The sequence below is a fragment of the Paenibacillus artemisiicola genome, from assembly GCF_017652985.1.
GTDB lineage: Bacteria > Bacillota > Bacilli > Paenibacillales > Paenibacillaceae > Paenibacillus_Z > Paenibacillus_Z artemisiicola.
Genome location: NZ_JAGGDJ010000065.1, coordinates 1 through 25,939 on the forward strand (window position 1 = coordinate 1; position 25,939 = coordinate 25,939).

General features: G+C 64.1%; 21 protein-coding genes and 2 pseudogenes. 9 read left to right on the forward strand and 14 right to left on the reverse strand.

What is annotated here, in order from left to right; translation table 11 throughout:
- Positions 1-306: 306 nt before the first annotated feature.
- Positions 307-555 (forward strand): hypothetical protein, encoded by a 249-nt coding sequence (locus tag I8J29_RS30960; protein WP_208851152.1) that lies wholly within the window; start codon positions 307-309, stop codon positions 553-555.
- Between the two features lie 305 nt (positions 556-860).
- Here the strand turns inward: I8J29_RS30960 and I8J29_RS30965 are convergent, their stop codons facing one another.
- The 6 genes and pseudogenes from I8J29_RS30965 to I8J29_RS30990 all read right to left on the reverse strand — a co-directional run bounded on the left by I8J29_RS30965 (position 861) and on the right by I8J29_RS30990 (position 7,499).
- Positions 861-1,406 (reverse strand): hypothetical protein, encoded by a 546-nt coding sequence (locus tag I8J29_RS30965; protein WP_208851153.1) that lies wholly within the window; start codon positions 1,404-1,406, stop codon positions 861-863.
- A gap of 505 nt (positions 1,407-1,911) precedes the next feature.
- Positions 1,912-2,058 carry a CLC_0170 family protein gene (locus I8J29_RS30970; RefSeq protein ID WP_208851154.1) on the reverse strand — a complete coding sequence of 49 codons (147 nt, stop codon included), beginning with the start codon at positions 2,056-2,058 and terminating at the stop codon, positions 1,912-1,914.
- 81 nt (positions 2,059-2,139) lie between these two features.
- Positions 2,140-3,366 carry a Ger(x)C family spore germination protein gene (locus I8J29_RS30975; protein ID WP_208851155.1) on the reverse strand — a complete coding sequence of 409 codons (1,227 nt, stop codon included), beginning with the start codon at positions 3,364-3,366 and terminating at the stop codon, positions 2,140-2,142.
- Positions 3,338-4,459, reverse strand: coding sequence for a GerAB/ArcD/ProY family transporter (locus tag I8J29_RS30980; RefSeq protein WP_208851156.1), 1,122 nt, complete (start codon positions 4,457-4,459; stop codon positions 3,338-3,340). The genes I8J29_RS30975 and I8J29_RS30980 overlap by 29 nt, the downstream gene beginning before the upstream one ends.
- A 450-nt stretch (positions 4,460-4,909) precedes the next feature.
- Positions 4,910-6,559 (reverse strand): annotated as a pseudogene (locus I8J29_RS30985) (spore germination protein); the annotation flags it as partial.
- 160 nt (positions 6,560-6,719) lie between these two features.
- The gene (locus tag I8J29_RS30990) at positions 6,720-7,499 is read right to left on the reverse strand and encodes an HAD family hydrolase (protein ID WP_208851158.1); all 780 of its coding nucleotides are present in this window, start codon (positions 7,497-7,499) and stop codon (positions 6,720-6,722) included.
- A 139-nt stretch (positions 7,500-7,638) separates the two neighbouring features.
- On the opposite strand from I8J29_RS30990, the gene I8J29_RS30995 reads away from it, so the two are divergent.
- Positions 7,639-8,649: a quinone oxidoreductase family protein gene (locus I8J29_RS30995; protein WP_240546611.1), complete on the forward strand. Its 1,011-nt coding sequence runs from the start codon at positions 7,639-7,641 to the stop codon at positions 8,647-8,649.
- Between the two features lie 204 nt (positions 8,650-8,853).
- On the opposite strand, the gene I8J29_RS31000 is transcribed toward I8J29_RS30995, so the two are convergent.
- From I8J29_RS31000 to I8J29_RS31020, 5 genes are all read right to left on the reverse strand, one after another.
- Positions 8,854-9,684, reverse strand: coding sequence for a helix-turn-helix transcriptional regulator (locus tag I8J29_RS31000; RefSeq protein ID WP_208851159.1), 831 nt, complete (start codon positions 9,682-9,684; stop codon positions 8,854-8,856).
- A gap of 850 nt (positions 9,685-10,534) precedes the next feature.
- Entirely contained in the window at positions 10,535-11,413 is an 879-nt protein-coding gene (locus I8J29_RS31005; RefSeq protein ID WP_208851160.1) for an ROK family protein, read from the reverse strand.
- Between the two features lie 16 nt (positions 11,414-11,429).
- On the reverse strand, positions 11,430-12,137 hold the full coding sequence (locus I8J29_RS31010) for a hypothetical protein (protein ID WP_208851161.1): 708 nt from the start codon (positions 12,135-12,137) through the stop codon (positions 11,430-11,432).
- Positions 12,138-13,412, reverse strand: coding sequence for a M48 family metallopeptidase (locus I8J29_RS31015; RefSeq protein WP_208851162.1), 1,275 nt, complete (start codon positions 13,410-13,412; stop codon positions 12,138-12,140).
- Between the two features lie 173 nt (positions 13,413-13,585).
- A complete protein-coding gene (locus I8J29_RS31020) occupies positions 13,586-14,668 on the reverse strand; it encodes a glycoside hydrolase family 172 protein (protein ID WP_208851163.1) in 1,083 nt (360 codons plus the stop codon).
- 355 nt (positions 14,669-15,023) lie between these two features.
- Between I8J29_RS31020 and I8J29_RS31025 the strand changes: the two genes are divergently transcribed.
- From I8J29_RS31025 to I8J29_RS31045, 5 genes are all read left to right on the forward strand, one after another.
- On the forward strand, positions 15,024-16,847 hold the full coding sequence (locus tag I8J29_RS31025; protein ID WP_208851164.1) for a sensor histidine kinase: 1,824 nt from the start codon (positions 15,024-15,026) through the stop codon (positions 16,845-16,847).
- Complete coding sequence (locus I8J29_RS31030; protein WP_208851165.1) at positions 16,822-18,426, forward strand: response regulator transcription factor; 1,605 nt, start codon at positions 16,822-16,824, stop codon at positions 18,424-18,426. Before I8J29_RS31025 ends, I8J29_RS31030 begins: the two co-directional genes overlap by 26 nt.
- A gap of 131 nt (positions 18,427-18,557) precedes the next feature.
- The gene (locus I8J29_RS31035; RefSeq protein WP_208851166.1) at positions 18,558-20,108 is read left to right on the forward strand and encodes an ABC transporter substrate-binding protein; all 1,551 of its coding nucleotides are present in this window, start codon (positions 18,558-18,560) and stop codon (positions 20,106-20,108) included.
- 74 nt (positions 20,109-20,182) lie between these two features.
- Positions 20,183-21,064, forward strand: coding sequence for a carbohydrate ABC transporter permease (locus I8J29_RS31040; protein WP_208851167.1), 882 nt, complete (start codon positions 20,183-20,185; stop codon positions 21,062-21,064).
- 17 nt (positions 21,065-21,081) lie between these two features.
- Complete coding sequence (locus I8J29_RS31045; RefSeq protein WP_208851168.1) at positions 21,082-21,909, forward strand: carbohydrate ABC transporter permease; 828 nt, start codon at positions 21,082-21,084, stop codon at positions 21,907-21,909.
- 161 nt (positions 21,910-22,070) lie between these two features.
- On the opposite strand, the gene I8J29_RS31050 is transcribed toward I8J29_RS31045, so the two are convergent.
- A complete protein-coding gene (locus I8J29_RS31050; protein ID WP_208851169.1) occupies positions 22,071-22,388 on the reverse strand; it encodes a thioredoxin family protein in 318 nt (105 codons plus the stop codon).
- Positions 22,389-22,595: 207 nt separating this feature from the next.
- On the opposite strand from I8J29_RS31050, the gene I8J29_RS31055 reads away from it, so the two are divergent.
- The gene (locus I8J29_RS31055; protein WP_208851170.1) at positions 22,596-23,177 is read left to right on the forward strand and encodes a hypothetical protein; all 582 of its coding nucleotides are present in this window, start codon (positions 22,596-22,598) and stop codon (positions 23,175-23,177) included.
- A gap of 67 nt (positions 23,178-23,244) precedes the next feature.
- Here I8J29_RS31055 and rnhA read toward each other — a convergent pair whose 3' ends face one another.
- Together rnhA and I8J29_RS31065 are read right to left on the reverse strand one after the other, a co-directional pair.
- Positions 23,245-23,898: a ribonuclease H gene (gene rnhA, locus I8J29_RS31060; RefSeq protein ID WP_208851171.1), complete on the reverse strand. Its 654-nt coding sequence runs from the start codon at positions 23,896-23,898 to the stop codon at positions 23,245-23,247.
- 174 nt (positions 23,899-24,072) lie between these two features.
- The gene (locus I8J29_RS31065; protein ID WP_208851172.1) at positions 24,073-25,374 is read right to left on the reverse strand and encodes an NCS2 family permease; all 1,302 of its coding nucleotides are present in this window, start codon (positions 25,372-25,374) and stop codon (positions 24,073-24,075) included.
- 302 nt (positions 25,375-25,676) lie between these two features.
- On the opposite strand from I8J29_RS31065, the pseudogene I8J29_RS31070 reads away from it, so the two are divergent.
- Positions 25,677-25,939, forward strand: a pseudogene (locus tag I8J29_RS31070) (SWIM zinc finger family protein); the annotation flags it as partial.

The window sequence follows — 25,939 nt, forward strand, 5'->3', positions numbered from 1 at the left end:
AGCGCGAGGCCGGTCAATGCTTTTTTCATGGTCATCACCTCGTCCATGTATTACCCTTCTCGGGGCGATTTCTATCTTCTTCCTTGACGCCGGAACGGCTCGTCAAGTTGCGGGCGCGGGGCACCGGAAGGCCCGAAATCCGCGCCTGCCCGGCTGTTCCGCGGGCGCCGGGACGGGCGCGGCGGGTAAACATTCGCCGAACAAACGGTCCCGATTCTTACATTCCGTTCACACTTTCGGCATCGCCCGTTAATAGAGCGCCGCTATACTGGGAGCAATTCAACGGATAAAGGAGTCTTCGCAACCATGATTTCGAACCCGGCCATCGTGTACGCCGACCGTTTGTGCGACAGCGACACGATGACGACCAAGCTAATTTACCGCATTCGCCAAAACCAACTCGCCCCCGCCGAGCTGGACCGGCTGCAAGCCCGCTGCAACCGCGAGCTGAGCGAGCTCCGCCGCGAGCTGGACGACCTCCTGATCGAGCTTCGCGCCGACGCCGACCGTTTCGCCTCCGAAGCACCCTCCCTCCCGCGCAAGACCGCCGCTTAGCGTTCACCGTTTGTCCGGCTTTTGGCCGGTTCGTCTCCAAGCATCTAACCAATCCGCGCAAGACCGCCGCTTGACCCAAGCCGCTTCCCGGCTTATCGCCGGAGCCTTTCGCGGTTGCCGGTTCGAATTGCCCGGTCCCACGCAAAACTTCCGCAATGGGCGAGCCGCGCTCCGGCTTATCGCCGGAACCTTCCGCTGTCATCCGCTTGCCTGCAACTGCCTGGCCGACCCGCGCACAACCTCCTTCCGACATCGGTGCCGCCATGCGCGAATCTTCGCTTCGACAGGGCCGCGCTCCCGATCGGTTACGTCCGGTCCGCGACTTCCCAGCGGCGGGCATGCTCCGCCAGCAGGGGATGCAGGTTCGAAGGCTCCGATGCGAGCAGCAGGCGCACCTTGACGATCCAAGACTCGAACGAGGAGAACGAAGCGAACCGATTCGCCATCTCCGGCGTGAGATACAGGAAGAGCGGGGACGGATACGCGTCCGCCAAATGGCGAAGCGCCGTTTCCATCGGCGTGTATTTCTTGCGTTTGCCCTCCAGCCCTTCGACGAACACCCGGACGCCGGCCCGAATGAGCGTCTCCTCATAGCTCCGCTTCCACTCGTGCAGCCGGTCGAGCCGCTTATGGTACGGCAGCACGGCTTCCTTCGTCATGCGCCGCACCGTGTCTTCGTGCAGCGGATACAGCACCAGCGCGGCGAAATCGCGCTTCTTCGCCGTCTCCGCCGCCCGCGCGAGCGCATCGTCGGCCAGCTGCTGAAACGTATCGTACACGGCTAACGTGCCTTTGCGGTTTTCCGCCGGCGGCTCGTAGCCGTACGGAACGGACCCGGCAATCGGATGCATGGTCGTTTCCTCCTTTGGCATGATTTGCTATAGCCAGTATACCCTAGCCGCCCGCAAAGCATGAACGGGCTTAAAGGCACATAGCCGCGCATGTACCGCACCACGTACCGCTCTTGCTCCGAAATTCGCGCTTCGCGACGCATGTACCGTACCACGTACCGCTCTTGCTCCGAAAATCGCGCTTCGCGACGCATGTACCGCACCACGTACCGCTCTTGCTCCGAAATTCGCCCTCGGCGGCTAATGTACCGTACCATGTACCGCTCTTGCTTTCGCCGACACCTGTACCGTACCTGACACCGTTGTTACCTATCCTCGTCCCCCAGTGCGCCCCGCGTCAGCTCCCGTGCATGCGAACTCTTAGCAGCCATCCCCGCCGGCGCACAGCAAAAGACGAGCCTGCCGCTCGACGGCAAGCTCGTCCTTCACGCCTCTTCGCGGACCCACCCGGCCGCGGGCGCCGGCGGACATCCCGCACTTCTCCGCGGCAATCCGCCGGACCGTTTCAGAAATACACGCCCTTCAACACGTACATGCCGACGCCCAGCACGACGTTCGTCCAGCCGAGGAACCGGGACAGCTTCTGCTCCGCCGGCATGTTCTTCTTCTTGTAGCCGGCGGCGTCGAAGCGGACCAGGATGAAGCCGGTCACGAGCAGCTAGGGCGCCGCGTAACTGACGAAGCTGATGGTATAGCCGGTAATGAGCATCCGTTCCCTCCGATTTCCGCGCGGTCAAGTAGCTTTCATGCCGACGCGTCTGACGTTGACGAAGGCGTGGATATCGAAGGTCATTTCCTTGTAGGCCTCCTGCCATTTTTCCTTCGTTTTGATATTGGCGTTCCAATAACGCGGCTCTTTCGCTCGGATATACTCGCCGAAGCCGAAAATGTCGCTGCCGGCCGTCTGCGTCTGCCGGATCAGCTGCGCGCAAAACTTCTCCGCTTTCCTCGCTTCGATATCCTGAATTTGCCGGACGACGCCCGCGTTATTCAGATAGAAATTGCGGCTCATCTTCTCTTCGATGTTGACCTCCAGCACGATCTTGATCGAGAAGTGGGTTTGGCCGTCCTTGACGCTCGCCGTCCACTTCGTATTGCGGTGCGTCGTCGTGGTCATGACCATTTTCTTGGTGCCTTCCAGCATGACGTAGACGCGATAGCCGGCGGGATTGGTGCCTTTGATCGCCATGAACGAGCCGATCTGAAGCGGCTTCGTCTTGCCCATCATGCGCGAGCCTTGGAAATACGCGAGGCCCATGATTTCGACGTTTTGCTCTTTGCGCAGCGCCACGTACGGCAGATAACCTTCCTCGCCCTTTTTGGACGAGTTGCTCCAGAAGATGCCGATGTAATCCCGGGGAAACTTGCCCATGTTAATGCCCTCGTCCAGCGCGGACATCAGATAAAGCGTCGGAATCCGCTCCAGCTTTGGCCCCGCCTTCAGGAGCGACAGCGCGTTGCCCTTGGCGACCATCAACCACGCCATCCGCCGAACCTCCGAATTGCGCCGGAAATAGTCGTTCACGTTGTCGATGCCGCCCTTGGCGTATTCCTCCGACATGATGATGACGCGCAAATGCCCGAAGAAAATCCGGCTCGACACCTGCTGCTGCAGCTTCATGAACGCGTCGTCGAGCGTGTAGCCGATCACGTCGATGACCCACACCGTCTCCTGCGGATTCGTCGTGCCGCCGCCGCCTTCGCCGGGGCCGAGCGGAATCCGGCCGGGAAGCGCGATTTGCACCGCGACCCGGATCAAGCCCATCTTGGGAGCCGGCATCGTTTCCGCATGGTGCGTGACTTCATCGTTGTCGCTGCTCCTTTTGGCTTTGTCGATCGAGACGCCGAGCACGACGGCGCGGTCCTCGATTTCGAGCCGGTCCCAGCAGCCCGTAAGCAGCGGCACGAGCATCGACAGCGCGGCGGACAGCTTAACGAGCTTGCTCCATCGTCTGTTCATTCGGTCGATTCCCCCGCTTCTTGCGGATGAGCGCCACGATCAGCAGCAATCCGGGATAGCCGATCGTGATCGCCAGTCCGATCGTGCCGACGAGCTCGATGACGTCGTACATCTGGAAAATATTCCGCGGAATAAGCGCCATCACGAAGACGAACGGCAGCACGAAGCTCGAGAACGCCTTGTGGTCCCGCAGCCGAAACAGCTCGCTGCTCAGCCGGATCGTCAAAAAGTACGTGGACAGCAGCGTCGTGAAGACCGCCGTGACCCAAACGGCCAAAAACGCCGCGTCCAGCCGTTCCAGCACGTTCGCGGGCAGCGTCGTCGCCTTCGCCAGTTCCAGCGTCGGCCAGAGCAAGTGCTTGATTTCCTCGGCGCCGAACACCCCTACGGCCGCGATCACGATCGACAAGTAGAGGCCGCCGGCGATGACGATGCCCCAGAAGCTGGCCTGCATGGCCCGGTCGGGCCGGCGCATGGCGGGAATGACAAGCGTCATGACGAACGAGCCTTGGAACAAGGCCGCCACGGTCGTTATGCCCTCGAGCATCCCCTTCGGATCGTTGCCCCAGACCGGCTGCAGGTTGATCAGGTCGGCGTTCTTCATGGACAGCGCCACGATCAGAAATCCCGGACCGAGGAGCAGCGGGAAATAAAAATGGTGAATGTACGCGAACGTCATGATGTCGTTGCGGCTGGAGATGGTCGCCAGCGCCAGCATGACGATGACCGTGACCTCGACGGGGGTGTTCTTCAAGACGGAGGTCACGACGACCTCCCCGAATTCCCGCGCGGCCAGGGATGTCAGGACGGCGAAGAAAAGAATGATCGCCGCGCTGCCGATCCATGCCAGCCCGCGGCCGATGATGTCTTCGCTGTACTGGACGATCGACTGATTGGGAAACCGGACGCCCAGCAGCGTGATGAGAAAGAGGCCGACGTAACCGAGCCCCGCGCCGAGCAGCGTGACGAGCGGCGCGCCGGAATCCGCCGCCCGAACGGCGAAGAGCGGCAGCGCGAGCACGCCGACGCCGATGATGGTACTGGCTAAAACCGCCGATGATTGTATCGCCGTGATACGGCGTAGATTGTCCATCGTTTAAGTCCCCTTTCCGCCGCCGGACGGTTGATTCGTCCCCGCGTTCGGCTGGCCGGATGGCGCAGCTTGTTGTTGACCGGAGGCCGGGCTGCCCGGCTGGCCTTGATCGCTTTGGCCGCCTTGCCCGCCTCCGCTTTCCTGGCCGCCCGGCTGACCTTGATCGCTTTGACCGCCTTGCCCGCCTCCGCTTTCCTGGCCGCCCGGCTGGCCCTGGCCGCCTTGCCCGTCTCCGCCTGCCTGGCTGCCCGGCTGGCCTTGGCCGCCTTGACCGCCTCCGCTTTCCCCGCCGTTCGGCTGGCTTTGGCCGCCTTGCTCGCCTCCGCCGTCTTGCCCACTCGGCTGGTCGCCTTGGCCGCCCTGCCTGCCTCCGCCGCTTGCCTGGCCGTTCGTTTGGCCGCTTTGGTGGCCGTTCTGCTCACTGTGCTCGTTTGTCTGACCTTGGCGCTGGTCGCCTTGCTTGGCCATGATCGAGCTGGGGTCGAGCACGTCGTGCACCGGCTTCTTCATTTCGTCCATCGTCGCCCGGCTGACGCGGGTTTTATCCTGCGGCATCATGAAGGACGGCCGCTCCGGCATCCAGGACAACGGCGCGCGGATGACCAAGTCCTTCATGCCCTGGAAGCTGCCGGGGACGAGCGGGCTGAGGTACGGCACGCCGAACGACTTCAGGGACAGCAGATGGTTCGCGATCAGGATGAAGCCGATCATGACGCCGTACAGCCCGAACACCCCCGCCATGATGATGAGCGGGAACCGCAGCAGCCGCAGCGCGAGCGCCGCGTTGTACGCCGGCGTCGCGAAGGAGCCGATGGTCGTGAGCGCGATGATGACGACGGTGATCGGGCTCGCGAAGCCCGCGGCGACGGCCGCTTGGCCGACGACGAGGACGCCGACGATGGAGAGCGCGCCGCCGACCTGCTGCGGCAGGCGGATCGTCGCTTCGCGAAGCACCTCCATCGAGATTTCGATGATCAGCACCTCGACGACGGCGGGCCAAGGAACGCCCGCACGGCCGCCGGCGACCGCGACGGCGAACTCCGTCGGGATGAGCTCGGGGTTGAAGGAGATGATCGACACGTACAAGGACGGAAAAATGAGCGAGAACACGAGCGCGATAAACCGCGCGACGCGTATGGCGCTCATCAGCAGAAACCGTTCCGTGTAATCCTCGACCGTTTGGTAGAACTGGTTGAACACCGTCGGCACGATCAGCGCGAGCGGCGAGCCGTTCACGAAGATGGCGATCCGGCCTTCCAGCAGGTTCGCGGCCACTTTGTCGGGGCGCTCCGTATATTGCACCTGCGGAAACGGCGAGTAGTGGTTGTCCTCGATATACTGCTCCAGGTACCCGGAATCGAGCACCGCGTCGATATCGATCACGGACAGCCGGCGGACGACCTCTTCGAGCAGCTCCGGGTTCGTGATCCCTTCGATGAAGCAGACGGCGACGCGCGACTTGCTTCGGCGGCCGATGACCATCGAGCGGACGCGAAGCTCCGGCGTCTGCAGGCGGTACCGGACGAGCGCGATGTTCGTGTCGAGCAGCTCGATGAAGCCTTCGCGCGGGCCGCGAATGACCTGCTCGGTCGCCGGCTGGTCGATCGCGCGCTTGTCGATATGGCACGTCCGGATGAGCATCGCCTGTTCCAGACCTTCGATAAGCAGCGCCGTATTGCCGCAGAGGATGCCCTCGACCACCAGGTTCAGCTGGCCTTCGACGTTGACGTTGCTGTGGTACAGCGTGTCGTTCAGGATGAGGTCCGGCAGCTCTTTCGCTTCCATCGTCAGCCCTTCCTCATCGGACGGCTTCTTCATGAGCGGCCGCATGAGATCGTGGTTGATCATGCTTTGGTCGTTCATGCTGGAATAATAGATCAGCACGGCTTCGAAACGGCCGAACGCCTTGAACCGGCGCACGATAAAATCGTATTCGTCCGCCATGACGTCCTCGAGCGCCTTCAGCGTGTCCTCGAGGTTTCCGCTCATGTGCTGCTCCGCCAGCTTCTCCAGAATAGGGGAGGACGTCTTCCGGTTCGGACTTTTGGAGCCTATCGAGCCTTTCGAATCCTTCGACGTTAACCAGCTGCGCATGGACATGCGGATCCTCCCCCTTTCGCGATCGATCGGTATGACTTCATAATTAATCCAAGGTTACTATGCGCAAAAAATCCAAAATTATGTACAACCGGAAAAATCGGCATAACAAAGGCGCCCGGGATTTCCCGGACGCCGTCTTCAGCGCCGCCGCGCGTTTCGTTTAGCTCAAGTAGCGCTCCAGCACCCGCGCCACGCCGTCGTTGTCGTTCGTGTCGGCGACCTCGGCCGCGGCCGCCTTCAATTCCGGGACGGCGTTGCCCATCGCGACGCCGTGGACGGACATCGCGAACATCTCCAGGTCGTTGTGGTCGTCGCCGAACGCGAGCAGCTCGGACGCCGCGATGCCGTCGCGTTCGCACACGGCCAGGATGCCGGTCAGCTTGGAGACCGACGCGTGCATGATCTGGATCAGCTTCCCTTGATCCGTCGCGATGAAGCGCGTCTTGGGGGCGAACGACGCCCGCAGCCGGGGCTCGGCATCGCCGAATTCCGTCAGCAGCAGCTTCGTCGCCGTCTGGCGCTTCATGTCGTTAAGCCCGCAAATCGTCGGCTTGTTCCACGGACTGAAGAACGCCGAGTCCCGCAAGGCGCGGCTCGAGAACAGCCGGTCGTTCGACTCCAGGCTGACCCGCGCGTCCCCCGGCAGCCGCTCCGCGCAATAATCGAGGATCTCCGCCGCCGTCTCCCGCTCGATCGGCGTGTGCAGCAGGAGACCCGCCGCCTCGTCCACGACGAGCGCCCCGTTGTAATAGACGAACGCCGCCCCGTCCAGCAGCTCCGGCGGCAGCAGGTTCCGCACCGAGCGGGGCGGCCGCCCCGTGGCGAAAATGATCCGCATCCCTTGGCGCTTGCAGGCCAGCAGCGCGTTCGCGTTCCGCTCCGACACCTGCCTCGCCGAATTGAGCAGCGTTCCGTCCAAGTCCAGCGCGATTCCCCGCATGGCTTCTCCCCTTTTCGTGTGTGATTCGCCGGCTGCCTGTTACTGCCGATACCGGCATAACCGCTGACTGGCTGGCCTCCGGGCATTGCTTCATAATAGCCCCATACCCATGAAATCATGTCGAGGAGGCGTTCTTTTTATGCATGCCGTTCAAACGATGCGCGCCATCGTCATCCCCGCGTTCGGCGAAGCCGACGTGCTGTCGCTCCGCGAGGTCCCCGTTCCCGAACCCGGCCCGCGCGAAATCGCCATCGACGTCGCCTATGCCGGCGTGAACTACGCCGAAGTGCTCTTTCGCAGCGGCGGCGTGCCGGAGCTGCCCCTGCCGTTCGTGCCCGGCATCGAGGTGTCCGGCACCGTCCGGGCGCTGGGCGCGGAGGTGACGGCGTTCGAGATCGGCCAGCCCGTCGCCGCGCTGTCCATCGTAGGGGGCGGCGGGTACGCCGAAGTCGTCACCGTGCCGGCGGAGCTCGCGTTTCCGCTCGAGCCGGACCGGATCACCGAGGAAGCGTTTGCAATCGCGGCCGCGAGCCCGTCGAATCTCGCGACCGCTTATCTGATCCTCCGGGAGGTCGCCCGCATCCGGCCGGGCGAAACCGTGCTCGTGCATGCCGCGGCGGGCGGCGTCGGCAGCCTGATCGGGCAAATGGCCCGCCGCCTCGGCGCCGGCCGCGTCATCGGCACGGTAGGCAGCCCGGACAAAGTCGCCTACGCCAAAGGCTTGGGGTACGACGCGGTCTTCCTGCGGGACGGGTATGCCGAAGCCGTGATGGAGCTGACCGCTGGCGAAGGCGCCGATATCGTCGTGGATCCCGTCGGCGGCGCGCTGCGGGAGGAAGCGCTGCGGCTCCTCAAGCCGCTCGGCCGGTTGGTGGCCATGGGCAACGCCGGCGGCGCCGCCGACGTCCGGCAGTCCGTGAACGAGCTCTGGTTCGCGAGCAAAGCCGTGTTGGGGTTCAACCTGCAGCAGCTGAGCGGCTATGCGCCGCGGCTCGTCGCGGAGGCCGCGACGACGGCGCTCGCCATGGCCCTGCGCGGCGAGATCCGCGTGGACGTGACCGGCGTGCTGCCGCTGCGCGAAGCGGCGGAAGCCCATCGCCGCATCGAAGCGCGCCGGACGACCGGCAAGCTGGCGCTGAAGGTGCGCTGAGCGGCGCTGCCGCGGCCGGGCCCGGGAGGCGCGGTCCTGCGCCGGCGGGCCAGGCGCGAGACTGCCGCGGAGCGGATCGGTCCTGCGCGGAACGAGCCGATAACGACCGCCGTACCGGCGGAGTCCGTTTCAGTGCGGCGTTTCCTTAAGTGGCTGGCCTCGCGCAAGCGACGCCTCCGCCGATGAGCCTGCGCCGCCCCTTTTTCAATAATCCCGGAGCCGCTCCTCCGTGCCCGTGCCTTCCGCAGGGACGAAGATGCAGCAGTGGATGTTCGCGTTGCCGTTGATCTGCGAGAACGTGTTGACGGCGAACGACAGCTCCCCGCGCTCCGGATGCCGCAGCCCGAACGAGCGTCCGCTCTTCTCGGCGACGTCGTGCGTGTCCCACAGCGCTTTGAAATCCGGGCTGGCCGCGAGCAGCCGTTCGATCAGCCGCTGAAATCCGGCGTCCCGCAAATTCCGCTCGTACCGTCCGCGCAGCACGGCGACGGTGTACCTCGCGTACGCGTCCCAATTGACGATGGACCGCCGCAGCCGCCCGTCCATGAACGTAAGCCAGGCCATGTACCGGTCCTCCCGCGCGAAGGACGGGAAATCGCAAATGACGCGGCGCGCCTGCTCGTTCCAGCACAACACCTCGGTGCTGTCCGTCGCGACGAAGGCCGGACCCGGCAGCTGCGCGACGAGACGCGCCAGGTCCGGCGAGACCGCTTCCGCTTCCTCCGCCCTGTCGCCCGCCGGGATGTCCAGACTCGCGAGATGCAGCAGGTGCTGGTGCTCGTGGTCGTCGAGCCGCAGCGCCCGCGCCACGCTGTCCATTACCTGCCGCGATGGCGCTGCGGCGCGTCCCTGCTCCAGCCAGGTGTACCACGTGGTGCTGACATGGGCGAGCTGCGCCACTTCCTCCCGCCGCAGTCCGGGCGTTCGCCGCTTGCCGTAGCCGGCGGGCAGTCCCGCTTCCGGCGGGCTCAGCTTCTCGCGGCGCGATTTCAGGAAAGCGCCGAGCAGCTTCGCTTTTTGGTTTTCCGTGGACATGCGCCCGCCTCCCCTGCTTCGTCTGTTGTCACCATTATACCCGCGCGACCGCGGCGCGGCCACTGCGCTCCGCATCGTGCGCCGGTCGGCGGCGCGGCGACCGGTCGGATACCTCGAGCCCCCGCATGAGCGCTCCGACTCTTCCCCGGCTTTGCGGCACGATCCAGCGGACACAGAATCCGCTATTTCGGCGAAAAGCCGGAATCGGCAAGCTGAGCGGACACAGGATCCGCTATCCGCTCGATTCGCAGCCGATCGGGCTCCTCGGAGTGCCGATAAGCGCTCCTGTGGCCGCGAAACGCACAAATAACGCCAAAACGCACAAATAACGGCTGTCCTGGCCGCGAAATCCCCGCGAATGCTGCGCGGCGTCGGACTTGGCGATGTCGGACGCAGCCGGCAAGTGCTCACGGGCCAACGCGCTGGAGGCGGCGTAACGTAGGCAGTTTGGCGATGATGGCTAGCCGGAGACGACGTGACGGTGACGGCGTGACGGTGGCGGCGTGGCGGCATGGCGCAACGCAGATCGGCAGGGCCGCGGCCCCGCGGCCCTGCTTTTCACCTCACCGGCCCCGGTGCCGTCCCCCACGCCGACCCGCGCGCCATGGCTCGCCGCCGAAGCCCTGCTTCTCGGCCTGCAAGCACAGGCCGTGCCCTGCTTCTCCGCTGCCGGCCTCACCGGCCCCGGCGCCGCCCCCACGCCGGCCCGCGCGCCGGGGCTCGGCCTGCGGCCCTGCTTCGCGGCCTGCCAGCCCGAGCCGTACGCGGCCAGCCGTCCAACCGGCCGCGGCCCTCACCAAAAAAAACCAGCCCCGCCATAGACGGGACTGGTTTTCAACAATACGGCGCCTTACTTCGCGCCGAGCGCGCGCAGGCCGAGCGCCAGCGAGCCGCTGAGGCCGGCATTGTCGCCAAGGCCCGGCGGCACGATGTACGCGTCGATGTCGTCGAGCACGGCTTTCGCGTTGACGTAGCCGTTCAGGTTCTTGCGCACTTCCGCGCGGATGAGCGGGAACAGCTGCAGCTGGTGCATGACCCCGCCGCCCAAAATCACCCGCTTCGGCGACATCAGCAGCACCGCGTTCGCGACCGCTTGGCCGATGTAGAACGCTTCGATGCCCCACGCCGGGTGATCGACGCCGAGCTCGCTGCCCTTCACCTTCCAGCGGCCTTCCAGCGCCGGACCGGCCGCCATGCCCTCCAGGCAGTCGCCGTGGTACGGGCAGAAGCCTTCGTATGCGTCTTCCGGGTGGCGGCGCGTCAGCACGTGGCCGCCCTCGGGGTGAACCAGGCCGTGCACGAGCTTGCCTTCCGCGTACACGCCGACGCCGACGCCGGTGCCGATCGTGTAGTAGAGGCAGCTGTCGAGTCCGGCCGCCGCGCCCCACGTCGCTTCGCCGAGCGCCGCCGCGTTCACGTCCGTATCCCAGCCGAACGGCACGTCGAACGCCTTCTTCAGCTCGGGCAGGAACGGATAGTTGCCCCAGCCCGGCTTCGGCGTCGTCGTGACGTAGCCGTACGTCGGGCTCGCCGGATCGATGTCGATCGGGCCGAACGACCCGATGCCGATCGCGTCGACGCCTTTATCTTCAAAATAATTCACGACGTTGGCCAGCGTCGCTTCCGGACGCTCCGTCGGGAAGCTCACCCGCTCCAAAATCGTGCCGTCTTCGATACCGATGCCGCAGACGAACTTCGTGCCTCCGGCTTCAATGGCTCCAATGCGCATGCCTCACTCGTCCTCCTCAGATTCTCTCTCTCAGCCATGGCCAGACGACGCTCAGCGTCAACCGCAGATTCGTCAGCCCCAGCTCGTTGATGAACGGTTCCCGTTCGCGAAAATAGTCCGCGTGCTTCCCGATGATCGGCACCCCGCGGCGCTCGCCCGGGGCGTGCTTGTCCCGGCGCCAGCCGCCGAACGTGCCCAGCCGGCTGACGCCGTCGGCCCTCCTGCCCGCCGCCGCGCCTTCCGCTCCGCCGGCGTACGCGAACAGCGTCGACGCCCGCATGGCGGCCGGGATGCGGCAGCGGGGCGAGCCGATCATGACGACCGGGCTCGGCGGTCCGCCGAGCAGGTCGTGCAGCATCCACGCGGCGTGGACCGCCGCGACGCCGCCGCCGCTGTGGCCGATCAGCGCGATGCGGCCGGCCTTGCCCGGCTCGGGCCGCCAGCCGGCGCCGATCGCGTCCACGGCTCTTCGGCCGCCGATGGAGCGCCCGATGATCCGCCCGGGGGCGAGCCGCATGTCCCGGCCGATCTCCCACAGCTGGGGCACGGCGCGGCGGCTCCAATCGCCGTACGGGAAGAGCAGCTGCGACGTCCGCACGGTGAACCCTTCACGCTCCAGTATAGCATGCAACGCGCCGCGAAAGCTCTCCATGAATTGCGGCGCGGTCGCCAGCCCCGCAAGCAGGTACAGCGACACCGCCTCCTCGTCTCCGCTCCCCCGCATCTAGTCCGCTTTCTGCCCGCGGGCTTGGGCGAACTTCATCGCCGCGACGATCCGTTCCATGTCGCTCGGATGGTCGTCGCGGAACCAGCGCACGAGCAGCGGCGGATTAACGTCGCTCAGCGTGATGACGCCCGTCTTCTGCTGCATGGACACGGAACCCTCCGCGCTGTTCAGCAGCCACATCGCGTAGGCGTCCGCGGACGATTCCGCATTGCGGGACACGGCGTTGCTCGCCGGCAGCGAGACAAACGACAGCACCGCCATGATGAGCAGCAGGAGCGGCAGCGCCGTCACGTCGGACCGGCCGCGGATGCCCCACGCTTCGCCCCAGCGGCGGAGGCTCCAGACGTAGATCCCCCCGCCGACGCAAATGACGGCGAGCGAGGAGCCGACCGCGCCGACCGCGCTCCATTCCAGATGGTGCATGACGTAATGCCCCATCTCGTGCGCCATGATGTGCAGGATTTCCGGCTCCGTCAGCTGCTTCAGCGTCGTATCCCACAGCACGATGCGCAGCGAAGGCCCGATGCCCGTGACGTAGGCGTTGATCGCGTTCGTTTTCTTGGACATGTCCGCTTCGTAGACGTGGTCTGCCGGGATGTCCGCTTTGGCCGCGAGGTCGAGGATCTTGCGCTCCAGCTGCGGGTCGGACAGCGTCGTGAACTTGTTGTACAGCGGGTCGATGACGACCGGCTCCACGTACATCATGAACACGGTGAACGGCACCGAGATCAGCCACAGCTTCAGCCACCAGCGGCCCCGCCGCGACAGAATCCAGAACGCGACCGCCGACACCGCGAGCATAGTCAGATAGCCGATCCCGAACGCCACGAGCTTGTCCCGGATCCAGCCGGGCACCGGCTGCGTCGTGATGCCGTAGCTCTTGGACAACGCGTAGCTGAAGATCTGCAGCGGCAGGTACAGCACGAAGGACACGACGTCCACGAGCAGCACGAACAGCGGGAAGCGCAGGATCAGCGGCAGGCCGCCCAGCGCGTAGCGCCACGATTTGGCCCAGCCCGCGGAGAGCATCAGCAGGTAGATCAGCCACTCCCACGGCACGCTGGTGAAGAAGATCCAGTTGCGGATCGGATTCAACGTCTCGCTGTCCTGCAGCTGCTGGGGCGTGAAGTACGTCGCGGGATCCGCCGGCGTGCCTTTGTACGCGGCGGGCACGTTATTGGGCGAGGTATACCAGACATAGGCGGCCGCGGCCATCGCGTAGACCAACAGCAGCAGCAGCCATCTTTTCTTAAAACGCGTGCGCGCCGGCATGGCACCATCTCCTGTTTCATCCAGTGTAACGACACGGCTATCATAGCATGTTTCGCTTCGAAAACAGAATGCGAGCGCCCGCGGGAGGCGTGCCCCGGAGCGCTCGGTTGCGGCAGGCTATGGCGTGCGTTAATCAACGGCGTGAGCCGTTCGCGGCGTTAACGGTTCAGGCACTAAATGACCTCGCGGCCGTCGTTGTCCGCCAGCTCGGGGAACGCGGCGTGCGGCTCCGACTGGTACCAGAACGTCGTCGACGCGATGTCGCTCTGCTGCGGCAGGTAGCGCCCGCCGGAGCGCCAGCCGAGGTCCTGGATCGTCACGCGCAGCCCGTTCTCGAAGCGGATCGGATCCTGCACGTGCCAGCGGTACATGCCGAAACGCTGCTGGCTCCGGTACAGCCCGTCCGGCTTGATGACCTGGTGCATGCCGAGGAACGGCGTGGAGTAGGTGCCGTACTCGCCCCGCGGATGCTCCCAGTTCCAAGCGCCGCCGAAATAATCCTCCGTCCCGGTGCCGCAGATCGTCGGGAATTCCTTGTCGTCGTCGAGGAAGAACTTGATCTCGCCCTCGCCCCACCAGCCGGTGTTGTTGACCTGCCACGCGAGGTAGCAGCCGACGTAATGCCCTTTGCCCGAGACGCCGTCCACGAGCGTGTGCACGTCCTTGTACGCCACGGGATTGCTTCGGCGCCACTGCGCGTGGAAGTAGGCCATGTCGTCCGGCACGTCCGTCAGCGTGTAGTCGATCTGGTAGTAGAGCACGCCTTTCTCGGTGCCGGTATTCTCCATCGTGATGCGGGCCGACCGGCGGAACGGCATCTGCCAGTAGCAGTTCATGCCGCCCGCCGGGTTGACGGCCACCGGGAAGGAATTGACGTTGCAGCGCTCCTGCCAGCCGTTGCAGAAGAAGTCGCCGACCGGCGCTTCGACGGACGGCGTCTCCTCGCCGTCCCAGTACATGCGCAGGATGAAGTTGCGCCACAGGTTCGGTCCGCACGTCAGCCAAATATGCTGAATGGCGCCCGGCCCCGCGATCTCGCCCATCGTGAACGTCTGGCCCGCCTCGATCTCCACCGACGGCGACACTTTCCAGCCGAGCCCGAGGTCGCGCGCACAGTTCGCGCCCGTGCCATCGGCTGCCATGCCGCCCTTGCCCGCCTCGCCCGTGAAGTTCTCCGCGCTGATCGACCTGCTTTTCGCGTCCGACAGTCTCGCCAGGTTGCCCAAGCCCATATCCAAACCGTTAAAACCAACCATCGTTTCCTCTCCCTTTGCGAACGGATGAAACCGCTTTATTGGTTCAATCTGGAACCTATGCTATCCCGTCGGCAACGGCCTGTCAAGCTGCGACGGCGCTAAAATCATAGGGCCGCGCTTCGCGCTCTTCGCGGCTCGGCGGCTGCGCTTCAGGCCGTCAATGCCGACGAGCGCTCCCGTGGCGCTTCGCGCCAAAGTCGCTCTCGTTCGGCAGGACGGCGCTTGCGCTTCGGCCCTCGCCTAACGGCGCCTGCGGCACCGCTTGCATTCCCAAATAAATCCAACTACTCACGGCGCCGTTCTTTTGGTACCCTTCTTCTACAGGGAGACCTATCAGACAGGAAGGCGGAAGCCCATGAGGACCTTCATTACCTTCAAGCAGAAACTGATCATCACCTATATCGTGTTCATCGTGCTTCCGTTATCCGTGCTCGGCTTCGGCGCGTACGATCTATACCGGAGCGCGATGGAGCACAAGCTGAGCGACTTCGCCCAGCAGGTGGCCGTCAGCACCGCCTCCAACATCGACAATTACATGAAGGAGCTCGAGAAATTCACGCTCCAGCCCTATTACAACCGCGACTTGCAGGATTTGCTCACGCTCCGCAAACCGCTCGATCCGTCCGCGCAGCTGGAGAAACGGGAGACGCTCGAGAAGAATTTCAGCCTCTGGCAATCGCAGCGCGACAGCGTGCAGGGCATCTACTATTTCGACCTGCCGGGCAAGCTGCCGCCGCAGATCTATAGCACCGGCGACCCGGCGGCGAGCGTCCGGCTCGAGACGATGCCCTGGTATAACGCATTCCGAGCTTCGGACGAGAATCTCGCCTTCCTCAGCTTGCACAAGCCGTACTTCGCCGACGAGCAGGCGGCCAAGAACCAGCCGCAAGTCTTCTCGCTGGTGCGCAAAATCTACAAGTCGACGACGATGCTGGAATACGCCGGCTACTTCGAAGTGGACTTCAAGCTGGACGACATCCGGCAAATCATGGACCAGGTCAATCTGGGCGAGAACGGTTCGTTCCTCATCATGGACGACAAGGGACAAGTCGTCTACGCGAACGACGCGATCGACGACGATCTGCTGGCCGCGCTGCCGAAGCTGCCGAACGACGATCAGGGCAAGCAGCGGGTGACCCTCGGCAGCAAGAAGAACGTGGTGGTCTACAGCAAGGTCGGGTCGTACGGCTGGACCGTCGTCGGCGACGTGCCGGTCGTGCAGATCGCCTCCGGCAACAGCAGCGTGCGCAATTCCATGATTCTGCTCGGCCTCGCCTGCATCGGCTTCGCCATCCTGCTCTCCACCTGGAGCTCGATCCAGATCACGAAGCCGATCTACAGCCTGATCGCGCTGATCAAGCGGGTGGAGATGGAGGATTTTCAAATCTCGTACCCCAATCCCCCGCGCAACGAGATCGGCCATTTAATCCGAAGCATCATCCGCATGAGCCGTAAGCTCGACGAGACGATCCGCCATCTCTACCAGGCGGAGATTTTCCGGAAGGAGAGCGAGCTGCAGGCGCTCAAGTCGCAAATCAATCCGCATTTTCTGTTCAATACGCTGGAGACGATCAAGATGAAGGCCGAAATCGACGAAGCCGATTCGACCGTCGACATGCTCACGTCGCTCGGCAAGCTGGTGAAGGCGTCGATCTACCGCGGCAGCGATTTCATCACGTTCCGGGAAGAACGGGAATACTTGACGAGCTACTTCCATATCCAAGCCGGCCGTTACGATACGCGCTTCGACATGTCCGTCGAGGTCGAGGACGGGCTGCTCGATCATTACCTGCCGCGGCTGACGATCCAGCCGCTCATCGAGAACGCCTTCTACCACGGGCTCGAGCTGAAGCCGGGCAAAGGGAAGCTGGCCGTCGGCATCCGCCGCGAGCAGGAGGCCGTCATCGTCACGGTCGCCGACGACGGCCTCGGGATCGCCCCGGAACGCCTGCGGCAGCTGAACCGGCAGCTGCAGGGCAGCATGGCCGGCGTGGCGCGGTCGGGCGACAGCGTCGGGCTCGCCAACGTGCATGCCCGCATGAAGCTGTACTTCGGCGATAACGCCGCGATGACGATCGCGAGCGAGCCGGGCTCCGGGACGACGATCCGGCTCGCGCTCCCCCTAATTTGCAGCGAAAGCGAGGTCCACGCCTATGTATCGCGTCATTCTCGTCGATGATGAAGCCATCATCCGGCAAGGCATCAAGAAGATCCTTCAACGCTTCGCCCCCGAATGGGAAGTGGTCGGGGAAGCGGAGGACGGCGTCTCCGGCCTGCAGCAAATCATCCGGCTGCAGCCGGATCTCGTCATCCTCGACTTCCGGATGCCGGGCTTGAACGGCCTGGAGTGCTGCGAGCGGATCGCCGCCGACTCCCCGCGCATCCATCGGATCATCCTGACGGCCTATCAGGATTTCCAGCTCGCCAAGGCGGCGATCGGGCACGGGGTCATGGGCTTCATCACCAAGCCGCTCGACCGCGGCGAGCTGCTCGATACGCTGGCCAAGGCGCGCGCGCTCGTCGACCGCGAACGCGAGGAGCAGCAGCAGATGAGCCTGCTTCGCCACACGGTCCGCAAGGCGGCGCCGCTCGCCCAGCAGCTCTACGTCCAGCATTATTTAACGGGCCAAGATATTCACGAGCTGGAGCAGTTCATCGTCGACGCCGGCTGCGGCCTGCCGTTCGAGCCGGACGGCAGCCCCATCGTCGCGCTCGCCGTCAGCCCGGATTGGATCGAGAAGGACGCCTTCTCGGCCTTCGACGTCGAGCTGTTCCTGTACGCGCTGACCAAATTCGTCCAGGAGTGGTTCGCCGGCAAGCCGGGCAATTACGTCCTGCAGGATCACGCCGGACAGATCGTCGTCATTCGCGGCTGCGCCGGCGACGAGACGGCCTCCGCCGCCCGGGAGGCCGCCGCGCTGGCGGAGCGGCTGCGCGCGGACATCGCCGCCAGCTTCAAGCGGACGGTCTCGATCGGCGTGAGCCGCGTCCGCCCGTTCGCGGACATGCCGCGCGCGTACCAGGAGGCCTCGCTCGCGGTGACCTACCGTTTCGTGCACGGCGGCGATCAGGTACTGTCGCCCGATAAGCTGGAGGCGGACAAGCCGTTTCCCGTTAAGATGCTCGAACAGATGGAAGCGTCGCTGGAGCTGCTGATGCAGGGCAGCGAAGCGGAGGCGTACGACGCCCTCGACCGCGTCGTCTTCTCGGAGCCGATCTCGCCCGCCCAGCTGAAGCGGTTCATCGTGCATTACATGCTGCGGCTCGCGGTGCAGCTGAAGCAGATGGACCTCGACGTGAACGAGACGAGCGGCAAGCCGCTGTCCGTCTGGCTCTCCGAGCTGGAAGGCACGGCGACGCGCGATTCCCTCATGGGCAAGATCAAGGCGATGATCCATCGGCTCTGCCAATCCATCCTGCGGGAGCGCAGCCTGCTCGACCTGAAATCGGCCGAGCGCGCGAAGCAGTACGTGCGCGATTATTTGGCCGACGGCGTGAGCCTGCAGGCGGTGGCCGACCATCTGGGCATGAACGCCAGCTACTTCAGCCGCTGGTTCAAATACGCGACCAACCGGAACTTCGTCGATTACTTGAAGGAGTGCCGGATCGAGAAAGCCAAGGAGCTGCTGCAGCAGGGCTCCCGCACCCTACAGGAGATCAGCGCGCTGATCGGCTACGCCGACGTCAAATATTTCTGCCGCGTCTTCAAGGAACTGGCCGGGCACACGCCGTCCGAGTACCGGAAGCGATTTCATTGATCGGGCCGGGCAAGTAAAAAAATAGCCCCCCGATGTAAAATCTCCCCCTCTGTGAGATCGCTTTCAACCTCTCTATCATTAAGACTATGAACAAGTTGCGCTTTCCACATTAGACAAGGGGGATTCTTCGAATGACACACCTTCTCCAACGAAAGTCGCTGCCCGTCTTGCTCGCCGCCATCGCGATCATGGCCGCGGGCTGCGGCAGCAACGGCGCCTCGAACGGCGGCAATGCGTCCGGGAACGCCGGCGACGCGGGCAACAACGCTTCGGGCGGCAACGCGGCGACGGCGAACGGCGGCGGCGACGCGGGCACCGCGGCTTGGACGGGCACCATCGACATGTACGCGCAGGCCTACACGCCGAACGCCAAGAACATCACCGGCATCAAGTCCGACCAGCACCAGCTTCGGGCGATCGCCGACGAGTACGAGAAAGCCCATCCCGGCATCAAGATCAACTTCATCGACGAAGAGTTCAAGGATTACAACCAGACGGTCCGCGTCAAGGCCGCGGCCGGCGAGCTGTTCGACGTCTTCTGGGCGCAGTGGGCCGACTTGAACGGCACGTACCCGAAAGGGATCGCCGAAGACCTGACGTCGTACTTCGGCCAGCCGAACCCGTATATTCCGGACAAGGCGACCTGGCAGGACGCGATGAACACGACCGTCGTGAGCGAAACGGCGGCCCCGGACGGCAAGCACTACAACATTAACGGCGACTATGTGGCGACGGCCTTCTTCTATAACAAGGATCTGTTTGCGCAAGCCGGCATTGCGCAAGCCCCGGCCACCTGGGCCGAGCTGATCGACGCGTGCAAGAAGCTGCAGGCGGCCGGCATCGTCGCCATGTCGCAGGCGCCGGACTTCGGCTGGTTCCAGCGCCACTTCCTGACCGACTTCTACTCGAAGGACTTCGATACGATCGCCGGCTACGACAAGGCGCCGGGCGTCTCGAGCCTGGACGAGGCCGTCGCGATTTCCAAAGGCCTGCTGGACACGAAGGATCCGCGCTTCATGGGCTGGTGGCCGATCTTCAAGCAGCTGACCGACACCTGGAAGCCCGACTACCTGACCGGCGATCCGGCCGTCGTGGGCACCAACGCGCGGAACGACTTCCTGGCGGGCAAGACGGCGATCTTCTACGACGGCAGCTGGCTCCCGAACAACGCCGCCGACGCGGGCGTCAAGTTCGCGCTCGGGTCCTTCAACTTCCCGACGCTGTCCTCGGCCGATACGCCGATGACGACCGGCGTCGACGCTTCGGGCGCCGTGGGCGGGCCGAACGCGGCGTTCCAATTCTCCGTCGCCACGCCCGAAGCGGATAAAAGCATGAAAGAGCCCGGCAAGAAAGAAGCGGTCATCGATTGGCTGCGCTACCTCGGCACGCCGCAGCGCGTCGAGCAGGTCGTCAACGAGAACGGCACGTTCGTGCCGCACTGGCCGGACACGAAGCCGAACGACAGCATGAAGGACCTGGCCAGCCAGTCCACCAAAGAGCTGAAAGCGATCATGGTCGGCAACTCCTCCGCGAATTTGGGCAAGGATCTCCAGCGCACGTTCGGGCTGTACCTGAGCGGCAACCTGAGCCTCGAGAAGGCGACGGCCAACGTGCAGAAGGCGCTCGACGCCGCGGTGAAAGAATACAAAACGAAGAACGATACCGATCTGAGTCAATATTAAGCCGCTACGCAAAGAGGGAACTGGCCGCAGGCGGCTCCCCCTTTCTTATTTTCGCAAGGAAGGAGTTGGCTCGCATGAAATGGAAAGCATCCACGACGACGGCGTTAACGGGCTACGGCTTCATTCTCCCCACCTTCGTCTTCCTGGTCTGGTTCATGTACTATCCGGTCTATCAGGCCTTAAGCGGCGCGTTCACCGATTGGGACGGCTTCAACGCTCCCCATTTCATCGGCTTCGATAATTTCGTCCGCATGTTCTCCGACGAGGTGCTCGGCCAATCGACGGTCCACGCGCTCGTCTGGGTGGCGGTCTCCATCGTGCTGGCGGTCATCCCGCCTTTCTTGGTGGCGGAGCTGATCTTCCACGTGCGAAGCGCCCGCAAGCAGTACGCGTACCGGACGTTGTTCGTGATCCCGATCGTCATCCCCGGCATCGTCACCATCCTGCTCTGGCGTTTCCTCTATCAAGGGGACGGGGCAATCAACCAGCTGCTCACGATGGTCGGCTTGAAATCCTGGACCCATCTGTGGCTCGGCGATCCCAAGATCGCGCTCTACTCGATCATGCTGATGGGCTTCCCGTGGATCAGCGCCTTCAACCTGCTCATCTTCTACTCGGGCCTGCAGAGCATCTCCAAGGAAGTCATCGAAGCGGCGAAGCTGGACGGGTGCGTCGGCTGGAAACGCGTCTTCCACCTGGATATCCCGCTGTCCCTGCCGCAATTCCGGCTGATCATCATCCTGACCCTGGTCGGCAGCCTGCAGAACATCATTCCCCCGCTCGTCATGACGAACGGCGGTCCGGGCTACTCCACGTACGTGCCGATTCTGCATATGTATAACGTGTCGACCGTCAACGGCGAATTCGGCTACGGCATGTCCATCGCGCTCGTAATGTTCCTCGTCATTCTGGCGTTTACGATTCTGAACATGCGGCTTGTCAAGACGGATTCTTAGGCCAAAGGAGGGCAACCATGAAATTCTCCCGCATGCCGTCCCTGGGACAAGCGATTCTCGTCCTTCTCATCGTCGTCACCCTGCTGCCGATTTATTTTCTGCTGGAAAACTCGGTCAAGACGCCGATCGACTTCGCGGCCAGCACGATCAACGTGCCGACGCACTTCGCCTGGGGCAACTACGCGACGGCCTGGCATAAGATCGACAAGTCGATTCTCAATTCGGTCGTCATCGTCCTCGCCAGCGTCGTGTTCATTCTGCTGTTCTCGGCGATGAGCGCCTACGCCTTCGCCAAGCTCAAGTTCCCGTTCCGCAATTCGCTGTTCATGCTCGTCTTCTGCCTGCTGCTCGTGCCGGGCTTCCTGACGCTCATCCCGCTCTACCTGCAGATCAAGAAGCTCGGGCTGTCCGACAGCTACTGGGCGCTCATATTGCCGTACATCGCCGGCGGCCAGGCGTTCACGGTGTTCGTGCTCAAGACGTTCTTCGAGCAGCTGTCGAGCGAGCTCTTCGAAGCCGCGCGGATCGACGGCGCGGGCAACCGCGTCATCTTCCTCGCGATCGTGCTTCCGCTGTCGATTCCGATCTGCACGACGGTCGGCATCATGAACATCAACAGCCTGTGGAACGATTATTTGCTGCCCTCGCTGCTGCTTGACCGGGTCCATCAGACGCTGACCGTCGCGCTCGTCTCCTTCGAGGCGTCCGCCGGCAACCACGGGCTCAGCGATTACGGCGGCATGATGGCCGCCTACACGCTCGCGTCCGTGCCGCTCCTCATTCTGTTCTCCGTGCTGATGCGCAATTTCGTGGAGGGGATCTCGAGCGGGTCGATCAAAATGTAGCCGCGGCTTTGGCGGTTGCGCAGCGCAGGCAAGAGCATGAAGCCCCCGATCGGTTGCGGTCGGGGGCTTTCGCTTTAGGTCAACGTCGTGCTTGGCCGCGCTTCGCGCTCTTCGCGGCGCCGCATGCACGCCACGCCGCGCAAACAAAAACGCCCTCTCCGTCACGACGAAGAGAACGTTTGAAGCAGCCGGTACAGCGTATCGACCGACCGCATGGCGTATTCGGCTTGCACGGGCTCGCCGTCTCGAACCAGCACGAGCGCCGGCACGCTGGCAATCCGCCATACGTCGCGCAGCTCGGGCGCGTAATTGATGTTGATCTTGGCGATCGGCGCGTCGGCGCCGGCCGCTTGGGCGATTTCGAGCATGCGCAGCCCGATCTTGCACGTGCCGCACAGCGGGGTGAAGAAGAACACCGCCTCGCGCGGCGCTTTCTCCCGCGCCAGCCATTCCCGCTCCGTCTGTTCCTCGATGGCCATGGATGCCGCCGCCTTTCCGTCAGACTTGCCGCCTCCGCGCGCGGGGCGCCGCGGCCGCCGGCCGATGTCGCGGACCGGACGGCCGTTAGGACCATTATAGGGCTTCGCGAAGCGTTTGCGAAGGCGCGGGGATCGAAAGACCGCCTCACCGGGTCTACGAGCCGCCCGAAACGGGCATCCTCGTACCATCTGAAAGGAGTGCTTCCGATGTCCAAACCCTTCGCCTCGCTCCTCCTGGTCCCGCTTCTGCTTCTCGGCCTGGCCGGCCAGCCCGCCCCCGCCGAAGCCCGTCACGCCCACGCCGATGCCGCCGAAGTCGTGCTGCACCGGTATGTCGATTACATCAATCAGAAGAACTGGCCCGCCTTCGCCGGATTGTGGTCCGCCGGCCTGCATCCGATGTGGGGCAGCTTCTTCGGCAGCGCGGACAATCGCAAGAACCATGTCGGCGTGCTGGGCATCAAGCGCGCCCAGCTGGTCGGCTATCATGAAGTGCCCAAGGCATTCGGCGTGAATTTCGTCGGAAACGGCACGGGCCGCTACTTGGAAACCCCCGGCGTCGAAAGCAGGTTCTTCTACACCGCCATCCGTTACGACGTATTTAACGAATCGAAATACATGCTCAACGGCATTAACTACGTGTTCCTCGTCCTGGTTAAGGAAAAGGGGCACTGGCGCGTCTGCCAAAGCTCCGTCGCCCCCGCGGCGCATTTCATCGAGGGCGGCTACGGCTTCGGCACCGCCGACGAGCGTTCCTACGACGAGCGCCGGATGCGCTTCGCGCGCTGACCCCGGCCGGTCCGGGTGCGACAAAAAAGGGACTTCGCCGCGAAGTCCCTTTTTGCCGTGCCGGCGCTTATTTCCGGCCGTAATCCGCCTTGATCTCGCCCCACTGCTTCGTCTGCCACTTCAGCACTTTGTTGCTGTACGTGTTGGTCTGCAGCCAGCGCAGCGCGCGGTCGACCATGCTCCAGATCTCCGCCGTGGACGCGTCCCGCGGAAGCGTCGTCGAAACGGCCTTCTGCTTCACCCACTTGAGCGCGTTGACGGAGTCGCTGTACACGGTCTTGTCGCTGCCCTGCTGCTTCAGATGCGCCAGCGCGTGCACGATGGCGAGGAATTCGCCGAGGTTGTTCGTGCCCTTCTTGACCGGACCGACCGCGAAAATGACCTCGCCCGTCCGCGTGTCAACGCCCTTGTACTCCACCGGGCCGGGATTGCCGCTCGTGCCGACGTCGACGGAGATGCTGTCGTAGTCGATCTCGCCCGGCTCTTCGAACGCGGCGGCCGGTCTCCGGCGGAAGCCGCCGGCCTTGGCCGCGCCTCCGCCGCCCTGGCCCCAATGCTTCTGCCAGCCGCCGCGGTACGCGTCCTCCGCTTGCGAACGGCTTTCATACGATTTGAATTTCGCGTCGTCGAACTTATTGATCTGCGCCTGGCACTCGCCCCAGCTCGCGTAGACGCCCGGCTTGCGGCCGACCCAGACCACGTAAAATTTTTGCTTCGCCATGAATGCTGCCCTTCCTCCGCTTCACTTGGGCCCGGCCCGCCCGAATCGCCGGCCGCCCTTTTCCTGCCGCTCCCCGTACCGGGAGCCGGCGGACAAGCTCCCTGACCGTTTCGACGGCCCGGCCGCCAATCCCTCCCTGCCCGCGCGAAAAAACGCGCGCCGCCGCGCCCCCGCTCAATGGCTGAAGAAGACGATCTGCACGAAGAACAGCACCGCGAACAGGTAGAACACGGGATGCACGTCGCGGCCTTTGCCCCGGACGAGCTTCAGCAGCGGATACGCGATGAAGCCGATGCCGATGCCCGTCGCGATGCTGTACGTGAGCGGCATGAGCACGACGATCAGGAACGCGGGGAACGCCTCCTCCAGCTCGCTCCATTCGATCCGCCGGAGCACGTCCAGCATGAGGAAGCCGACGATGATGAGCGCCGGCGCCGTGATGGCGGGAATGCCCGCGAGCACGGACACGACCGGCGAGAAGAACAGCGTCAGCGCGAGCAGCGCGCAGACGACGACCGCGGTCAGCCCCGTGCGGCCGCCGATCGCGACGCCCGCGCTCGACTCGATGTACGCCGACGTCGGACTCGTGCCGAGCAGCGCGCCGGCCGAGGTGCCGACCGCGTCCGCGAGCAGCGCGCCCTGCGAGCGCGGGAATTTGCCGTCCTTCAGCAGCTTCGCCTGCTCCGCGACGCCGAGCATCGTGCCCGTCGTATCGAACAGCGTGATGAGCAGGAACGTGAAGATGACGGCGTACAGCCCCTTCGCGAACACGCCGCCGACGTCCAGCTGCAGCGCCGTGGCGCCGAGACCGCTCGGCAGGGCGACGATGTCGGCCGGCACGTCCATTTGCCCCGTGATCAAGGCGATGACCGCGGTCACGAGCATGCCGACGAACAGATAGCCGCGCACCCGGTACGCCATGAGCACGAGCGAGACGGCGAGGCCGACGATCGTCAGCAGCGTCATCGGCTTCGTCAGGTCGCCGAGGGTCAGCAGCGTGGAGGGGGAGTCGACGATGATGCCCGCGTTTTGCAAGCCGATGAACGTGATGAACAGCCCGATGCCGGCCGTGATGGCGTGCTTCAGGCTGGACGGAATGGCGTCGAGCAGCATGTAGCGGAACGACGTCAAAGACAACAGCACGAAGATTAGCCCCGCGACGAACACCGCGCCGAGCGCGATCTGCCACGTGACGCCGTCGTCCGGGGAGACGACGGTGAAGGCGAAATACGCGTTCAGCCCCATGCCCGGGGCGAGCACGATGGGATAGTTGGCGAACAGCCCCATGATGAGCGTCGCCGCGATGCTGGCGAGCACGGTCGCGATGAAGACGCCGTGAAAGTCCATGCCCGTTTGGCTTAGGATGCCGGGGTTCACGATGACGATATACACCATCGTCAGAAACGTGGTGACGCCGGCCATGATTTCCGTCGAGACCTTCGTGCCCCGCTCCCGCAGCTTGAATAACCGGTCCATATGCAAGATGCCTCCTCCGCGGCGCGGGCTTCCCGCCCGGCCGTCACGCGCTGTACAGCCTCTATACGCTGCACAGTCTTCATACACTGCACAGCCTTCATACACTTACAATCGATATCCTCTATCATTGCCCGTTTCGCGGTTGCCGTAATCTCGCGAAACGCCGCTCGCGGAGGCCCGGCGGCCGAATTTTAAGGGACGTTCGGGTCCCGCGGGCGGCAGAGCTGGTATAATAAGCTGGTATACTAAATAGAGAGCGAAGTTTTAAGAATACGTGAAGACGTAACCGGGAGTCAACGGATATGGATATGGATTACATGCTGGATGACGGCGCGTGGCGGCGGCTGCTGGAGGGCGTCGCCGAACGCTTCGACGAACTGACGGTCATTCGGGGCTTTCAATACGTGAAACAAGGCCGGGTCGAGGAGCTCGCGCTCCGCGACGACGGCGCGCACGTGGACGCGCGCGTCAAGGACAACCGGATGTACGACGTCGCCGTCGATCTGGACGACCTCGCGGCGAGCGAATGCGCCTGCTCCGCGAACCGCGCCTGCGCGCACATGGC

Bases quoted from the DNA above. Each gene is read 5' to 3' on its own strand.
- I8J29_RS30960 (WP_208851152.1), top strand. From the start codon at position 307: ATGATTTCGAACCCGGCCATCGTGTACGCCGACCGTTTGTGCGACAGC.
- I8J29_RS30965 (WP_208851153.1), bottom strand. From the start codon at position 1,406: ATGCATCCGATTGCCGGGTCCGTTCCGTACGGCTACGAGCCGCCGGCG.
- I8J29_RS30975 (WP_208851155.1), bottom strand. From the start codon at position 3,366: ATGAACAGACGATGGAGCAAGCTCGTTAAGCTGTCCGCCGCGCTGTCG.
- I8J29_RS30980 (WP_208851156.1), bottom strand. From the start codon at position 4,459: ATGGACAATCTACGCCGTATCACGGCGATACAATCATCGGCGGTTTTA.
- I8J29_RS30990 (WP_208851158.1), bottom strand. From the start codon at position 7,499: ATGCGGGGAATCGCGCTGGACTTGGACGGAACGCTGCTCAATTCGGCG.
- I8J29_RS30995 (WP_240546611.1), top strand. From the start codon at position 7,639: ATGCATGCCGTTCAAACGATGCGCGCCATCGTCATCCCCGCGTTCGGC.
- I8J29_RS31000 (WP_208851159.1), bottom strand. From the start codon at position 9,684: ATGTCCACGGAAAACCAAAAAGCGAAGCTGCTCGGCGCTTTCCTGAAA.
- I8J29_RS31005 (WP_208851160.1), bottom strand. From the start codon at position 11,413: ATGCGCATTGGAGCCATTGAAGCCGGAGGCACGAAGTTCGTCTGCGGC.
- I8J29_RS31010 (WP_208851161.1), bottom strand. From the start codon at position 12,137: ATGCGGGGGAGCGGAGACGAGGAGGCGGTGTCGCTGTACCTGCTTGCG.
- I8J29_RS31015 (WP_208851162.1), bottom strand. From the start codon at position 13,412: ATGCCGGCGCGCACGCGTTTTAAGAAAAGATGGCTGCTGCTGCTGTTG.
- I8J29_RS31020 (WP_208851163.1), bottom strand. From the start codon at position 14,668: ATGGTTGGTTTTAACGGTTTGGATATGGGCTTGGGCAACCTGGCGAGA.
- I8J29_RS31025 (WP_208851164.1), top strand. From the start codon at position 15,024: ATGAGGACCTTCATTACCTTCAAGCAGAAACTGATCATCACCTATATC.
- I8J29_RS31030 (WP_208851165.1), top strand. From the start codon at position 16,822: ATGTATCGCGTCATTCTCGTCGATGATGAAGCCATCATCCGGCAAGGC.
- I8J29_RS31035 (WP_208851166.1), top strand. From the start codon at position 18,558: ATGACACACCTTCTCCAACGAAAGTCGCTGCCCGTCTTGCTCGCCGCC.
- I8J29_RS31040 (WP_208851167.1), top strand. From the start codon at position 20,183: ATGAAATGGAAAGCATCCACGACGACGGCGTTAACGGGCTACGGCTTC.
- I8J29_RS31045 (WP_208851168.1), top strand. From the start codon at position 21,082: ATGAAATTCTCCCGCATGCCGTCCCTGGGACAAGCGATTCTCGTCCTT.
- I8J29_RS31050 (WP_208851169.1), bottom strand. From the start codon at position 22,388: ATGGCCATCGAGGAACAGACGGAGCGGGAATGGCTGGCGCGGGAGAAA.
- I8J29_RS31055 (WP_208851170.1), top strand. From the start codon at position 22,596: ATGTCCAAACCCTTCGCCTCGCTCCTCCTGGTCCCGCTTCTGCTTCTC.
- rnhA (WP_208851171.1), bottom strand. From the start codon at position 23,898: ATGGCGAAGCAAAAATTTTACGTGGTCTGGGTCGGCCGCAAGCCGGGC.
- I8J29_RS31065 (WP_208851172.1), bottom strand. From the start codon at position 25,374: ATGGACCGGTTATTCAAGCTGCGGGAGCGGGGCACGAAGGTCTCGACG.